Below are 14,237 nucleotides of genomic sequence, written 5' to 3'. Positions count from 1 at the left end.
GGGTCATGACGAACGACTCCGAATCCCACGACTCCGAATCCCAGCGGGCGGCGGACCTCGGCGACGAGGCCGAGGAAGCCGTAGCCGTCCCGCGCTCGCGGATCCCCGAACTGCTGCACGCCGCGGTGGCGGCCGTCGGCGGTGTGGAGCGCCCCGGTCAGGTCCGGATGGCCGAGGCCGTCGCCGACGCCGTCGACCACGGCGAGCACCTGCTCGTCCAGGCCGGCACCGGCACCGGGAAGTCCCTGGCCTACCTGGTGCCCGCGCTCGCCCACGGCGACCGCGTGGTGGTCGCCACCGCCACCCTGGCGCTGCAACGCCAGCTGGTGGAGCGGGACTTGCCGCGCACCGTCGAGGCACTGCACCCGGTGCTGCGCCGCCGCCCGCTGTTCGCGATGCTCAAGGGCCGCTCCAACTACCTGTGCCTGCACCGGGCCAACGAGGGCACGCCGAGCGACGAGGGCGAGGGCCTGTTCGACCCGGTGGACGCGCTCGGCGGGCCCACCGGGAAGCTCGGGCAGGACGTGCTGCGGCTGCGCGACTGGGCCGACGAGACCGACACCGGGGACCGCGACGACCTCAGCCCCGGCGTCTCCGACAAGGCCTGGGCCCAGCTGTCGGTCACCTCCAAGGAGTGCCTGGGCGCCACCCGCTGCCCGTACGGGCAGGAATGCTTCGCGGAGAAGGCGCGGGAGCGGGCCAAGCTGGCGGACGTCGTGGTCACCAACCACGCGATGCTCGCCATCGACGCGATCGAGGGCGCGCCGGTGCTGCCCGAGCACGGGCTGCTGATCGTGGACGAGGCGCACGAGCTGGTCAACCGGGTCACCGGCGCGGCCACCGCCGAGCTCACCGTCGGCGCGGTCAACCGGGCGGTGAAGCGGGCCGCGCGACTGGCCAACGAGAAGGCCGTCGACGCGCTCCAGGCCGCCGCCGAGAACTACCACGGCTTGATGGAGACCGCCCAGCCCGGCCGGGTCGAGGAACTGCCCGAGTACCTGGCGTACGCGGTCACCGCGATCCGGGACGCCTCCCGCCAGGTGATCACCTCGCTCGGCGAGACCAGGGACAAGGGGCTCAGCGACGAGGACGCCGTCCGCAAGCAGGCGATGGCCTCGGCCGAGGCGCTGCACGAGACGGCCGAGCGGCTGCTGGAGGGCTCCGAGTACGACGTGGTCTGGATCGAGCGCAGCGACCGCTACGGGCTGGGCACCGCCTCGCTGCGGGTCGCCCCGCTGAGCGTCTCCGGGCTGCTGCGCGAGGGCCTGTACAAGGAGCGCTCGGTCGTCCTCACCTCGGCCACGCTCAAGCTCGGCGGGGACTTCAACGGCGTCGCCGCCTCGGTCGGCCTGCCGTCCGAGACGCGGCTGCCGGACGTCCGCACCGACGGGGACAACCCCGACCCCGGCTTCGGGGAGGACGCCGTCCCGCACTGGCGCGGGATCGACGTCGGCTCGCCGTTCAAGTACCCCAAGCAGGGCATCCTGTACGTCGCCAAGCACCTGGCCGACCCCGGGCGGGACCCGGAACGGCCGGACATGCTGGACGAGTTGGCCGAACTGATCGGCGCGGCCGGCGGGCGGACACTGGGCCTGTTCTCCTCGATGCGCGGCGCCCAGACGGCCGCCGAGGCGATGCGCGAGCGGCTGGACAACCGTGTCCTGCTCCAGGGCGAGGACACCCTGGGCGAGTTGATCCGGGAGTTCGCCTCGGACGCGACCACCTGCCTGTTCGGCACGCTCTCGCTCTGGCAGGGCGTGGACGTGCCCGGTTCGGCCTGCCAGCTGGTGGTGATGGACCGGATCCCGTTCCCCCGGCCGGACGACCCGCTGATGAGCGCCCGCCAGAAGGACGTCGAACAGCGCGGCGGGAACGGCTTCATGGCCGTCGCGGCGACGCACGCGGCGCTGCTGATGGCGCAGGGCGCGGGCCGGCTGGTGCGCGCGGCCGACGACCGGGGCGTGGTCGCGGTGCTGGACCCGCGGGTGGAGACCAAGCGGTACGGGGGCTTCTTCCGGTCCTCGATGCCGGAGTTCTGGTACACCACGGACCGCAACCAGGTGCGCCGCTCGCTGGCGGCGATCGACGCCTCGGCGGCGCCGGTGCGGCCGGTGGTGAAGCGGGGCTGAGGGCCCCGCCGCGGTACACAATGCCGGAGGGGCTCCCCGTGGTCGCGGTGGAGCCCCTCTCCCGTGTGTGGCGGCCCCGGGTGCGGCAGCCCCGGGTACGGCGGTCCGTGGCGCTGTGCGCCGTACGTCAGAGGCGGCGCAGCACCGCGACGACCTTGCCCAGGATGGTCGCGTTGTCGCCGTTGATCGGCTCGTACGCGGAGTTGTGCGGCATGAGCCAGATCCGGCCGTCCTCGCGCTTGAGCCGCTTGACGGTGGCCTCGCCGTCGATCATCGCGGCGACGATGTCGCCGTTCTCGGCGACCGGCTGACGGCGCACGGTGACCCAGTCGCCGTCGCAGATGGCCGCCTCGATCATCGAGTCGCCACGCACGGTGAGCGCGAACAGTTCGCCCTCGCCGACCAGCTGGCGGGGCAGCGGGAAGACGTCCTCGACCGTCTGCTCGGCCAGGATCGGCCCGCCGGCGGCGATCCGGCCGACCAGCGGGACGTAGGAGGTGGACGGGCGGCCGGCCGTCTCGGCGGTGTTCGGGCGGGCCACCTCGACGCCGCGGACCTCGTAGGCGCGCGGGCGGTGCGGGTCCCGGCGGAGGAAGCCCTTGCGCTCCAGGGCCATCAGCTGGTGGGCGACCGAGGAGGTGCTGGACAGCCCGACGGCCTGGCCGATCTCGCGCATGGACGGCGGGTAGCCGCGGCGCTGCACGGAATCCCGGATGACCTCGATCACCCGGCGCTGGCGCTCGGTGAGACCGGCCTCGTCGGTGCGGATACCGGGCGGGCGGCCGGGCATGGCGCGGGCGGGGGAGGGGTGGTTGTCGTCCATGGCGGCGGAGTGTTCGATCGGCTGGTCGGGGACGCGGGGCGCCCCGGAAAGGGCCGCGCCGGAGAGACGGTGGTCTTCGCTACGGTCCATGTTGATGTCCACACTCTGCTGATTCGTGGTGCGCTGCCCCACCTTGAACTGGGAGTGTTCCTGCACCGGGATGGTGTTGCTTTCGATCGTGTTCACGGCGGCCCCTCTCGACGGCTGTCCTCTCCCTTTTCCAGCCCAACGCGCCTCCTATCGAAAGGTTGCGCCAAACACACGTTCGAGTGAATTATTCGGGAGTTGACTGACTCGATCAAGGCTTTGTTGTACATCGAGTAAATGTTCGAGCGAAACTCGACCTCGGCAGTCTAATCGGCGCCGACACGCCAGGGCGTCCACCTCCCCCTGAGACCTAGATGTAGTGGCTACAGTCCTCTCCGTGCCCAGTACTAGTGGTCACCCCGCATGATCAGCTTGCCGAGGCCGGGGGCACATCGCATAGACTCGACTGGTCCGAACGTTCTGCCAGGGAGGGATCCCGAGGTGCACTGCCCCTTCTGCCGGCACTCCGACAGCCGTGTTGTCGACAGCCGGACCACCGAGGACGGCAGCTGCATTCGCCGCCGTCGGCAGTGCCCGGACTGCGGTCGCCGCTTCACCACGGTGGAGACGGCCGCACTGATGGTCATCAAGCGCAGCGGCGTCACCGAGCCGTTCTCCCGGCAGAAGGTCATCACCGGCGTCCGCAAGGCCTGCCAGGGCCGTCCCGTCACCGAGGACGCGCTGGCCCAGCTCGGCCAGCGGGTCGAGGAGTGCGTGAGAGCCAGCGGCAACGCCGAGCTGACCACCCACGACGTGGGGCTGGCCATACTCGGCCCGCTCAAGGAACTCGACGTGGTCGCCTACCTGCGCTTCGCCTCCGTGTACCAGGCGTACGACGGACTGGAAGACTTCGAGGCCGCCATCGCGGAACTCCGCGCCGAGCGGCCCCACACCCCGGAGACGGACGACACCTGTGTGTCCGTCTCCGCCGCGCCCTAGCGGGCGCCGGGCCCCTGGCGGGCCCTGATCCGCACCACCACGGCCCCGCGGGGCCCACGCGTGCCCGAAATCTGGGCACGAAACACTACAAACCGTGCGCAAGCAGGCTGGGTCTCCGCCTGCCCGCACACCGGAAGAACGAACCAGCAGTGCCCGGACTTTTAGGGGCACTTCGGGCGTTTGCCCAGGAGGAGGAAAAGTGACAGACACCACGAGCGGTTCCGCACGCGGGTCGAAGTCCGAGAAGGCCGCGGCCAAGGGCGCCAAGGCCTCGAAGGGCGGTCTCCGGATGGAGCGCATCTACACCACTCCTGGCGTGCACCCGTACGACGAGGTCCGCTGGGAGCGGCGCGACGTCGTCATGACCAACTGGCGCGACGGCTCGATCAACTTCGAGCAGCGCGGCGTCGAGTTCCCCGACACCTGGTCGGTCAACGCCGTCAACATCGTCACGTCCAAGTACTTCCGCGGCGCCGTCGGCACCCCGCAGCGCGAGTGGAGCCTGAAGCAGATCATCGACCGCGTGGTGCTCACCTACCGCGCCGCCGGCGAGAAGCACGGCTACTTCGCCTCCAAGGACGACGCCGAGATCTTCGAGCACGAGCTGACCCACGCCCTCCTCCACCAGGTGTTCAGCTTCAACTCGCCGGTCTGGTTCAACGTCGGAACCAAGCAGCCCCAGCAGGTCAGCGCCTGCTTCATCCTGTCCGTCGACGACTCCATGGAGTCGATCCTCGACTGGTACAAGGAAGAGGGCATGATCTTCAAGGGCGGCTCCGGCGCCGGCCTCAACCTCTCCCGGATCCGCTCCTCCAAGGAGCTGCTCTCCTCCGGCGGCAACGCCTCCGGCCCGGTCTCCTTCATGCGCGGCGCCGACGCCTCGGCCGGCACCATCAAGTCCGGTGGCGCCACCCGCCGCGCGGCCAAGATGGTCGTCCTCGACGTCGACCACCCGGACGTCGAGGCCTTCATCGAGACCAAGGTGAAGGAGGAGGAGAAGATCCGCGCCCTGCGCGACGCGGGCTTCGACATGGACCTCGGCGGGGACGACATCGCCTCCGTCCAGTACCAGAACGCCAACAACTCGGTCCGCGTCAACGACGAATTCATGACCGCCGTCGAGAACGGCACCGAATTCGGCCTGCGCGCCCGGATGACCGGCGAGGTCATCGAGACCGTCGACGCGAAGAAGCTGTTCCGCAAGATGGCCGAGGCCGCCTGGGCCTGCGCCGACCCCGGAATCCAGTACGACACCACGATCAACCACTGGCACACCTGCCCGGAGTCCGGCCGCATCAACGCGTCCAACCCCTGCTCCGAGTACATGCACCTGGACAACTCCAGCTGCAACCTCGCCTCGCTCAACCTGATGAAGTTCCTGCGCGACGACGACTCCTTCGACGCGGAGGCCTTCGCCAAGGTCGTCGAGCTGGTCATCACCGCGATGGACATCTCCATCTGCTTCGCCGACTTCCCCACCGAGAAGATCGGCGAGACCACCCGCGCCTTCCGCCAGCTCGGCATCGGCTACGCCAACCTCGGCGCCCTGCTGATGGCCACCGGCCACGCCTACGACAGCGAGGGCGGCCGCGCCCTGGCCGGCGCCATCACCTCGCTGATGACCGGCACCGCCTACCGCCGCGGCGCCGAACTCGCCGGTGTGGTCGGCCCGTACGACGGCTACGCCCGCAACGCGACCGCCCACCGGCAGGTCATGAAGCAGCACGCGGACGCCTCGCTGGACGCCGTCTCGGTGGACGACCTGGACTCCCCGGTCTGGCTCGCCGCCAACAAGACCTGGCAGGACGTGCTGCGCATCGGCGCGCAGAACGGCTTCCGCAACGCCCAGGCCTCGGTGCTCGCCCCGACCGGCACCATCGGCCTGATGATGGACTGCGACACCACCGGCGTCGAGCCCGACCTGGCCCTGGTCAAGTTCAAGAAGCTGGTCGGCGGCGGCTCGATGCAGATCGTCAACGGCACCGTCCCGCGCGCCCTCAAGCGCCTCGGCTACCAGGACGAGCAGATCGAGGCGGTCGTCGCCCACATCGCCGAGCACGGCAACGTGGTGGACGCGCCGGGCCTGAAGCCCGAGCACTACGAGGTGTTCGACTGCGCGATGGGCGAGCGCGTCATCTCGGCCATGGGCCACGTGCGGATGATGGCGGCGATCCAGCCGTGGATCTCGGGTGCCATCTCCAAGACCGTGAACATGCCCGAGAGCGCCACGGTGGAAGAGGTCGAGGAGATCTACTTCCAGGCCTGGAAGCTCGGGGTGAAGGCCCTGGCCATCTATCGCGACAACTGCAAGGTCGGCCAGCCGCTCTCGGCCAAGACCAAGTCCTCCGAGGCCGCCGAGGCCAAGGTCGAGGAGGCCCCGGCCGCCGCGGTCGAGAAGGTGGTCGAGTACCGCCCGGTCCGCAAGCGCCTGCCCAAGGGCCGTCCGGGCATCACCACCTCCTTCACGGTCGGTGGCGCCGAGGGCTACATGACCGCCAACTCCTACCCGGACGACGGTCTGGGCGAGGTCTTCCTGAAGATGTCCAAGCAGGGCTCGACCCTCGCGGGCATGATGGACGCCTTCTCCATCGCCGTCTCGGTCGGCCTCCAGTACGGCGTGCCGCTGGAGACCTACGTCTCGAAGTTCACCAACATGCGCTTCGAGCCGGCCGGTCTGACCGACGACCCGGACGTGCGGATGGCGCAGTCGATCGTCGACTACATCTTCCGCCGCCTGGCGCTCGACTTCCTGCCGTTCGAGACCCGCTCGGCGCTCGGCATCCACTCCGTCGAGGAGCGCCAGCGCCACCTGGAGACGGGCTCGTACGAGCCGCTGGAGGCCGAGGAGCTCGACACCGAGTCGCTCGCCCAGTCCGCCCCGGTCGCCGCCCGGCCGGCCGTGGTTCCGGCCCCGGCCGTCGAGGCGCCCAAGGCGGCCCCGAAGCAGGCCCACAACTCCACGGAGCTGATGGAGATCCAGCTCGGCCTCAACGCCGACGCCCCGCTCTGCTTCTCCTGCGGCACCAAGATGCGCCGCGCCGGCAGCTGCTACCTCTGCGAGGGCTGCGGCTCCACCAGCGGCTGCAGCTGACCGCGCCCGACCCCGGTGGTCGCCTCCTGAGGTGACCCCCTGAAGCGGGGCGAGGACCTTTCCCGGTCCTCGCCCCGCTTTTTCGTGTGCCCGGGCGTGCCGATGTCACGTTCGGGGGTGGAGTCCGGTCCGTAGGGGGTGAAGGCATGTGACGAGAGGAGCGGGGCGATGGCCGGGACGGTGCTGGTGACCGGGGCGACGGGGACGTTGGGGCGGGAGGTGGTGCGGCTGCTGGTGGCGCGCGGGGTGGCGGTGCGGGGGTTGAGCCGACGGGCGCGGGGCGGGGGCGACGGGGTCGAGTGGGTGGTCGGGGACCTGGTGAGCGGGGCCGGGATGGCGCAGGCACTGGCCGGGGTCGAGGTGGTGGTGGACTGCGCGACCACCCAGAGGAAGGAGGACGTGACCGGGGTCCGGACGCTGGTGGCGCGGGCCAGGGAGGCCGGGGTGCGGCACCTGGTGTACGTGTCGATCGTCGGGATCGACCGGGTGCCGCTCGCGTACTACCGGACGAAGCTCGCCTGTGAGCGGGTGGTGCGGGAGTCGGGCCTGGGCTGGACGGTGCTGCGGGCGACGCAGTTCCACGACCTGGTGCTGAGGTTCTTCGACGCCTCCGTGCGGCTGCCGGTCTTCCCGGTGGTGAGCGGGGCGGCGTTCCAGCCGGTGGACGTGCGCGAGGTGGCCGAGGCGGTCGTGGACCTGGCGGGGCAGGAGCCCACCGGCTTCGCGCCCGAGGTGGGCGGCCCGCGGGTGAGGTCGTACCGGGAGCTGGCCGGGGCCTACCTGCGGGCGGCGGGCAAGCGCCGGCTGCTGCTGCCGCTGCGCCTGCCGGGAGCGGTCGGCCGCGGGCTGCGGGAGGGCGGCAACCTGACGCCGGACCGGGCGGTGGGCCGGGGGACCTTCGAGGAGGCGCTGGAGCGGCGGTTCGGCGGTCGCTGAGGCCCGTTCGCATGTCAACCGGAGTTGACGGCATGAGCGAGAACGGAGAACTCGCGGCTGCGGCGAGCGGCCGCGACCCCGCCGTGGGTGATGGCGGGAGACTGGCCGTCAACTGGCCGCTTGAGGCCTATGTCTGAATCGATATGATCGGCCGAAAGCGTGAACCGATCAGATGCCCGGAGACGTCTCGTCGCGTCGCCGGGCGGTCCGGTATCGCGCCCGACCAGCTGTCGGCGGCCGCGACCGTCGCCGACCCGCTGCCCGCGCCGCCGCCCGCCGACGTTGCCGAGGACCGCACCGATGAGAGAAGCCACCAGCCCCGACGGCCGATCGCGCCGACGGCCCGCGCCGCGCACCGTCGCCCTGACCGCGGTGGCCGTGCTGCTGGCGCTGGTCGCCGCGCCGGTCGGCGTCACCCGGGCGTTCGGCGCGCACCAGCCGCTCACCGCCCTCGCGGTGGTCGCCGTCACGGTGCTCTGGCTGATCGCCGTCGGACTCGCGGCGACCGGCGTCGAGCGCAACCGCGGGCTGACCGAGGAACTGGCCGCGCAGCACGAGGAGACCCGGGCCGCGCTGGTCGCCGCGGGCAGGGCCCGGCAGGCCGAGACGGCCGCCGCCGACCACGCCGCCGCCGCGCTCGCCGAGCGGGACGCCGCCCGCGCCGAGCAGGCCGGGGCCGAGGCGGACGTCACCGCCGCGCACGCCGAGCTCGCCCGGCTGCGGGCCGAACTCGACGCCGAGCGCGCCGGGGCGGAGGCGGAGCGGACCAGGGCCGAGGCCGAGCGCGCCGAGCTGGCCCGGATCGTCGACGGCGTACTTCCCGAGGTGGTGACGAAGCTGCGGGCCGGCGCGGCCGTGGACAGTGCGCTGGCCGTCCACCGCAAGCACCCCCAGTACGCGCTGCTGCGTGCCGTCGGCGAGGAGATCGGCCGCGGCGAGCGGCTGCGGGCCGCCGCGCTCGCGGTCTGCGCGACCGCCGCCGGGCGGGTCCAGGCGCTGGCCACGAGCATGCACGCCGAGCTGCGTGAGATGCAGCACCGGCACGACGAGGAGGTCCTCGGCGACCTGCTGAGCCTGGACCACTCGACCGCCCAGGCGGGCCGGATGGCCGACAGCATCGCGGTGCTCACCGGTGCCCGATCGGGGCGCCGCTGGGCCAAGCCGATCTCGGTGGAGTCGGTGCTGCGCGGCGCGCTCGGCCGGATCGGCGCCTACCAGCGGGTGCGGCTGCACAACGCCAGCACCGCCGCGGTCGCCGGGTACGCGGCCGAGGGCGTGATGCACGCGCTGGCCGAACTGCTGGACAACGCCACCAACTTCTCCGCCCCGCCGGCCGAGGTGCACGTCTACGTCGAGGAGGTGCCGGCCGGGCTGGCGGTCACCGTCGAGGACAGCGGGCTGGGCCTGAGCGACAGCTGGCTGCGCCGGGCCGAGCGGGCCGTCTCCGCCGAGCCGCTGGACCTCACCACGCTCTCCGCCGGGACCCGGCTGGGGCTGGCGGTGGTCGGCGTGCTGGCGCGCAAGCACGGGCTGCAGATCTCCTTCCGGCCGTCGGCGCGCGGCGGCACCGGGGTGGTGGTGCTGATCCCGCAGCAGCTGGTCACCCACCCGGCACCGACCGCCGCCCCGGCGCCCGTCCCGGCGTCCGTCCCGGCGCAGGCACCGTCCGCGGAGAACGCGCGCCCGGCGCTCACCTCGGCGCGCCCCGCCCCCTCCTCCCTGCCTCCGGCGCCCTCCGCACAGCGGACCCCCGTCGGGGCGCGAACCGCGGCGCAACCGCTGCCCGGGACGCAGACCACGCCCGCGCTGCCGGCCGCGCCCGCCCGGATGACCGACAGCGGCCTGCCGCAGCGCCGTCGCGGGCAGACGCTGGCCACCGCCGCCCCCGCGGCGGACCGCGCCGCGAAGCCCGCGGGCGCCGACGCGGCGGTTGCGGCCGCCCGGTTCGGCGCGTTCCGCCGGGCCGCCGCCCGTCCCGCGGGGGCCGAGCAGCCCCCTGCCGGGGCGCCGACCACGGACCCCGACACCATGCCCGACGCTTCCCCCGTCACCGAGAAGGACACCTGATGAGCAGTGCCAACGACCGCGACCTCGACTGGCTGTTGGAGAACCTGCTGGCGGCGACCCCCGGCACCCGGCACGCCCTGGTTCTCTCCGCCGACGGCCTCAAGCTCTGCCACACCGCAGGACTGAGCACCGACCAGGCCGACCAGTTGGCCGCCATCGCCTCCGGCCTGCAGAGCCTGGCGCACGGCGCCTCGATCGAGTTCGGCGACGGCAGCGGCGGCGTGCGGCAGTCGATGACCGAGTTCCACGGCGGCATCCTGTGCATCGTGGCGGCCGGCGAGGGCGCCCACCTGGCCGTGGTCACGGACGACGAGGCGGACGTCGGCGTGGTCGGCCACAACATGCACGGCCTGATCGAGCAGATCGGGGTCCACCTCAGCGCGCCCGCCCGGGGTACGGAAGGCGAGGCCGTGCGAGAGAGCGCGACGATATGACCGCGGGGCCGGTGCTGCCGGGGCGCGACGACGACCCCGACCGCCTCTACACCATCACCCGGGGACGCAGCCGGGCTCCGGAGAACGCCTTCGACCTGGTGACCCTGATCGTCGCCGAGCGGCAGCCGGCGCCCGGGATGCAGTCGGAGCACGCCCGGATCCTGCGGATGTGCGAGGCCCCGACCGCCGTGGTGGAGGTGGCGGCGGAGCTGGCGCTGCCCGTCTCGGTGGTGAAGATCCTGCTCGGCGACCTGCTGGAGTCCGGGGCCGTCACCGCCCGCCACCCCCGGTTCGCGCCGAACAAGGCCCGGCTGCCCGACCTCGACACGCTGAAGCAGGTGCTGCATGGCCTCCAACAGCTCTGACGGCCGGGCCGCTGATGACGGCCGGGTCGATGCCGACGGCCGGCCCGCTGCCGACGTCCGGGCCGATGCCGAGGACGGCGTGCGGCCCGCCGGCTCGCGCACCCCGCTGCGGGCGACCGCCGACAACGCGCTGAAGATCGTCGTGGTCGGCGGCTTCGGGGTGGGCAAGACCACCCTGGTCGGGTCGGTCAGCGAGATCCGTCCGCTGAACACCGAAGAGGTGATGACCAGGGCGGGCGAGGGCATCGACCCGGCCGGCACCTGGGGCAAGCGCTCCACCACGGTCGCCTTCGACTTCGGCCGGATCACCCTCTCCGAGCGCCAGGTGCTGTACCTGTTCGGGGCGCCCGGGCAGGAGCGCTTCTGGTTCCTCTGGGACCGGCTGTTCAGCGGAGCCCTGGGCGCGGTCGTCCTGGTGGACACCCGGCGGTTGGAGGAGTCCTGGTACGCGATCGACCGGCTGGAGCACCACGGCACGCCGTTCATCGTGGCCCGCAACAACTTCGGCGAGCCGAGCCACACCCTGGAGCAGGTCCGCGAGGCGCTGGACCTGCCGGCCGAGGTGCCGCTGGTGGACTGCGACGCGCGCGACCGCGAGTCCGGCAAACGGGTGCTGATCGCCCTGGTCCACCACCTGGCCGCCCTGGCCGGGGCCGACGCGGCGAGCCTGGCCGACGGGGCTTCCCCGGCCGACGGGGCCGACGGGGCGAACCCGGCCGGCTGGTCCGCCCCGGTCGCCGCCGGAGGGGAAGAGTCCGCCCCGGCAGGGTCCCGCACCGCGATCTACGAGGAGAGCACCCCGTGACCGAGCCCGCCGCCACCCCGCCCCCGGGCTGCCCGGCGCACGCCGGCGCCACGCCGCTGTACGGGCCGCGCTTCCAGACCGACCCGTCCCAGCTCTACCGCGAGCTGCGTGCCGCGCACGGCCCGGTCGCCCCGGTCGAGCTGGCCGGCGGGGTGCCCGCCTGGCTGGTGATCGGCTACCGCGAGCTCCAGCAGGTGACCGGCCAGCCGCAGCTGTTCGGCCGCGACTCCAGCCGCTGGCACGCCTGGGCGACGCTGCCCGCCGACTGGCCGCTGAAGCCGATGATGGCGCCCGTCCCCTCGATCCTCTACGCCGAGGGCGAGGAGCACGTCCGGCGCTCGCGGGCGGTCACCGACGCGCTGGCCGGGATCGACCCGTACGAGCTGCGCAAGCACGCCGAGGAGATCGCCGACCGGCTGATCGACGAGTTCGCCGGGCGCGGCGAGGCCGACCTGGTCGCCGAGTACGCGCACCGGATGCCGCTGCTGGTGCTGTGCCGGGTGCTCGGCCTGGACGAGGAGCAGGCGCCGCAGCTGATCGCGGCGCTGCTGGCCATGCTGGACGGCGGCCCGGACGCGCCGGCCGGCGCCCAGCGGCTGCTGGAGCTGATGCGCGCGCTGGTGGAGGAGAAGGCCGAGTACCCGGGTGCCGACATCGCCTCGCGGATGCTGGCGCACGAGGCCGGGCTGACCCACGACGAGGCGATGCGTGACCTGCGGGTGCTCTTGATCGCCGGCCACCAGCCGAGTTCGTACTGGATCTCCAACGCGCTGCGGCTGATGCTCACCGACGAGCGGTTCGCCGCCTCGCTGGCCGGCGGCCGGCGCAGCATCAGCCAGGCGCTGAACGAGGCGCTCTGGGAGGACACCCCGACCCAGATCTTCGCCGGCCGCTGGGCGGTCCGGGACACCCAGCTGGGCGGCCAGCGGATCGGCGAGGGGGACATGGTCCTGCTCGGCTTCGCCGGGGCCAACGCCGACCCGGCGGTCCGGCAGGCGGACGGCCGTCCGGCGGAGGGGAACCGGGCACACATGAGCTACTCGTACGGCGAGCACGGCTGTCCCTTCCCGGCCCAGGAGGCGGCCGAGGTGATCGCCACCACCGCGATCGAGGTGCTGCTCGACCGGCTGCCGGACCTGCGGCTGGCGGTGGCCGAGCACGCGCTGGTGTGGCGGCCGTCGGCCTGGGTGCGCGGGCTGGTGGCGCTGCCGGTCTCGTTCACCCCGGGCCACCCGGCCTGATCCTTCAACACCCGCCGTTCGAAAGAGAGCTGTCGATGACCGCTGCCCCGGCCCGAATCGTCCTCGACCCGCTGGCCCGCGACAACGCGGCCGAGGGCGCGCTGCTGCGGGCCGCCGGCCCGGCGGTGCCGGTCGAGCTGCCCGGAGGGGTCCGCGCCTGGGCGGTGACGCAGCACGCCGCCGCGCGCGACCTGCTGACGGACGCCCGGCTGGTGAAGGACGCCGCGCACTGGGCGGCCTACCAGCGCGGCGAGGTGCCGAAGACCTGGCCGTTGATCGGCCTGGCGGTGCCCGGCCCGAGCATGGTGACCACCGACGGCGCCGAGCACCGCCGGCTGCGGGCGCTGGTCGCCCAGGCCTTCACCCCGCGCCGGGTGGAGCTGATGCGCCCGCGCGTCGAGGAGGTCACCCACGCGCTGCTGGACGCCCTGGCGGCGGGCGAGCCGGTGGTGGACCTCAAGACGGCCTTCGCCTTCCCGCTGCCGATGACGGTGATCTGCTCGCTGCTGGGTGTGCCGGAGTCGGAGCACGGCCTGCTGCGCGACCTGTACGAGCGGTTCTTCGGCATCAAGCCGAACCCGGAGGGCATCCAGGCGACCGTCGCCGGACTGAACGCCTTCGTCAACGACCTGGTGGCGCAGCGCCGTTCGACTCCCGGCGAGGACCTGGCGAGCGTGCTGCTGGCGGCCGACACCGAGGGCGGGGCGCTGACCGACGCGGAGGCGGCGGCCACCCTGCGGGTGATCATCGCGGCCGGCCACGAGACCACGGTGAACCTGATCGGCAACGCGGTGCGGGCCCTGCTGACCCACCCGGACCAGCTGGAACTGGTCCGCTCGGGCCAAGTGTCCTGGGACGCGGTGGTGGAGGAGTCGCTCCGCTGGACGCCGCCGACCAGCAACTTCCTGTTCCGCTTCGCCGCCGAGCCCATTCCGGTCGGTGACGTGGTGATCCCGGCGGGCGAGCCGGTGCTGGTCTCGTACAACGCGATCGGCCGCGACCCGCTCCAGCACGGGGTGACGGCCGAGGTCTTCGACATCACCCGGGACCCGACCCGCCACCTGTCCTTCGGCCACGGCCCGCACGTCTGCCCCGGCTCCCCGCTGGCCCGGCTGGAGGCGGGGATCGCGCTGCCCGCGCTGTTCGAGCGCTTCCCGGGGCTGTCGCTCGCGGTGCCGGACGCCGAGCTGCGGCCGAGCCCCTCCCTGGTGGTGAACAGCCTGCTGGAGCTGCCGGTCCTGCTGGTCTGACGTCACGTCATGTCGACTGCCCCCGACCGGGTTTCCGGTCGGGGGAAGTCGTGCACCTTGGCGCGGGCCG

At 72.8% G+C, this 14,237-nt stretch carries 11 protein-coding genes; 10 read left to right on the top strand and 1 reads right to left on the bottom strand.

Annotation, left to right across the window (positions count from 1 at the left end; genetic code table 11):
• Positions 1–5 precede the first annotated feature (5 nt).
• Entirely contained in the window at positions 6–2,129 is a 2,124-nt protein-coding gene (locus ACIQ87_RS27850; protein ID WP_402411498.1) for an ATP-dependent DNA helicase, read from the top strand.
• A gap of 127 nt (positions 2,130–2,256) precedes the next feature.
• Here ACIQ87_RS27850 and lexA read toward each other — a convergent pair whose 3' ends face one another.
• Positions 2,257–2,952: a transcriptional repressor LexA gene (gene lexA / locus ACIQ87_RS27845; RefSeq protein WP_392883748.1), complete on the bottom strand. Its 696-nt coding sequence runs from the start codon at positions 2,950–2,952 to the stop codon at positions 2,257–2,259.
• Positions 2,953–3,480: 528 nt separating this feature from the next.
• Here lexA and nrdR point away from each other — a divergent pair.
• The 9 genes from nrdR to ACIQ87_RS27800 all read left to right on the top strand — a co-directional run bounded on the left by nrdR (position 3,481) and on the right by ACIQ87_RS27800 (position 14,167).
• Positions 3,481–3,978 carry a transcriptional regulator NrdR gene (nrdR, locus tag ACIQ87_RS27840; RefSeq protein WP_402411494.1) on the top strand — a complete coding sequence of 166 codons (498 nt, stop codon included), beginning with the start codon at positions 3,481–3,483 and terminating at the stop codon, positions 3,976–3,978.
• 199 nt (positions 3,979–4,177) lie between these two features.
• On the top strand, positions 4,178–7,069 hold the full coding sequence (locus tag ACIQ87_RS27835) for a vitamin B12-dependent ribonucleotide reductase (protein ID WP_402411491.1): 2,892 nt from the start codon (positions 4,178–4,180) through the stop codon (positions 7,067–7,069).
• A 168-nt stretch (positions 7,070–7,237) separates the two neighbouring features.
• Positions 7,238–8,005, top strand: a complete 768-nt coding sequence (locus ACIQ87_RS27830) for an SDR family oxidoreductase (RefSeq protein ID WP_402411488.1) — start codon at positions 7,238–7,240, stop codon at positions 8,003–8,005.
• Positions 8,006–8,305: 300 nt separating this feature from the next.
• Complete coding sequence (locus ACIQ87_RS27825; RefSeq protein WP_402411487.1) at positions 8,306–10,072, top strand: ATP-binding protein; 1,767 nt, start codon at positions 8,306–8,308, stop codon at positions 10,070–10,072.
• Positions 10,072–10,506: a roadblock/LC7 domain-containing protein gene (locus tag ACIQ87_RS27820; RefSeq protein ID WP_392883663.1), complete on the top strand. Its 435-nt coding sequence runs from the start codon at positions 10,072–10,074 to the stop codon at positions 10,504–10,506. Before ACIQ87_RS27825 ends, ACIQ87_RS27820 begins: the two co-directional genes overlap by 1 nt.
• Positions 10,503–10,871, top strand: coding sequence for a DUF742 domain-containing protein (locus tag ACIQ87_RS27815; RefSeq protein WP_392883665.1), 369 nt, complete (start codon positions 10,503–10,505; stop codon positions 10,869–10,871). The genes ACIQ87_RS27820 and ACIQ87_RS27815 overlap by 4 nt, the downstream gene beginning before the upstream one ends.
• A complete protein-coding gene (locus ACIQ87_RS27810) occupies positions 10,852–11,676 on the top strand; it encodes a GTP-binding protein (protein WP_402411483.1) in 825 nt (274 codons plus the stop codon). Before ACIQ87_RS27815 ends, ACIQ87_RS27810 begins: the two co-directional genes overlap by 20 nt.
• Positions 11,673–12,917, top strand: coding sequence for a cytochrome P450 (locus ACIQ87_RS27805; protein ID WP_402411481.1), 1,245 nt, complete (start codon positions 11,673–11,675; stop codon positions 12,915–12,917). Before ACIQ87_RS27810 ends, ACIQ87_RS27805 begins: the two co-directional genes overlap by 4 nt.
• A 35-nt stretch (positions 12,918–12,952) precedes the next feature.
• Positions 12,953–14,167 (top strand): cytochrome P450, encoded by a 1,215-nt coding sequence (locus ACIQ87_RS27800; protein ID WP_402411478.1) that lies wholly within the window; start codon positions 12,953–12,955, stop codon positions 14,165–14,167.
• The last annotated feature ends 70 nt before the right edge of the window (positions 14,168–14,237 follow it).

The organism is Kitasatospora sp. NPDC096204 (assembly GCF_044763205.1).
Classification (GTDB): Bacteria; Actinomycetota; Actinomycetes; order Streptomycetales; family Streptomycetaceae; genus Kitasatospora.
Note: the sequence above shows the minus strand (reverse complement) of the source record. Positions and strands in the feature narration are given on the sequence as shown.

Bases quoted from the DNA above. Each gene is read 5' to 3' on its own strand.
- ACIQ87_RS27850 (WP_402411498.1), top strand. From the start codon at position 6: ATGACGAACGACTCCGAATCCCACGACTCCGAATCCCAGCGGGCGGCG.
- lexA (WP_392883748.1), bottom strand. From the start codon at position 2,952: ATGGACGACAACCACCCCTCCCCCGCCCGCGCCATGCCCGGCCGCCCG.
- ACIQ87_RS27825 (WP_402411487.1), top strand. From the start codon at position 8,306: ATGAGAGAAGCCACCAGCCCCGACGGCCGATCGCGCCGACGGCCCGCG.
- ACIQ87_RS27800 (WP_402411478.1), top strand. From the start codon at position 12,953: ATGACCGCTGCCCCGGCCCGAATCGTCCTCGACCCGCTGGCCCGCGAC.
- ACIQ87_RS27815 (WP_392883665.1), top strand. From the start codon at position 10,503: ATGACCGCGGGGCCGGTGCTGCCGGGGCGCGACGACGACCCCGACCGC.
- ACIQ87_RS27820 (WP_392883663.1), top strand. From the start codon at position 10,072: ATGAGCAGTGCCAACGACCGCGACCTCGACTGGCTGTTGGAGAACCTG.
- ACIQ87_RS27830 (WP_402411488.1), top strand. From the start codon at position 7,238: ATGGCCGGGACGGTGCTGGTGACCGGGGCGACGGGGACGTTGGGGCGG.
- ACIQ87_RS27810 (WP_402411483.1), top strand. From the start codon at position 10,852: ATGGCCTCCAACAGCTCTGACGGCCGGGCCGCTGATGACGGCCGGGTC.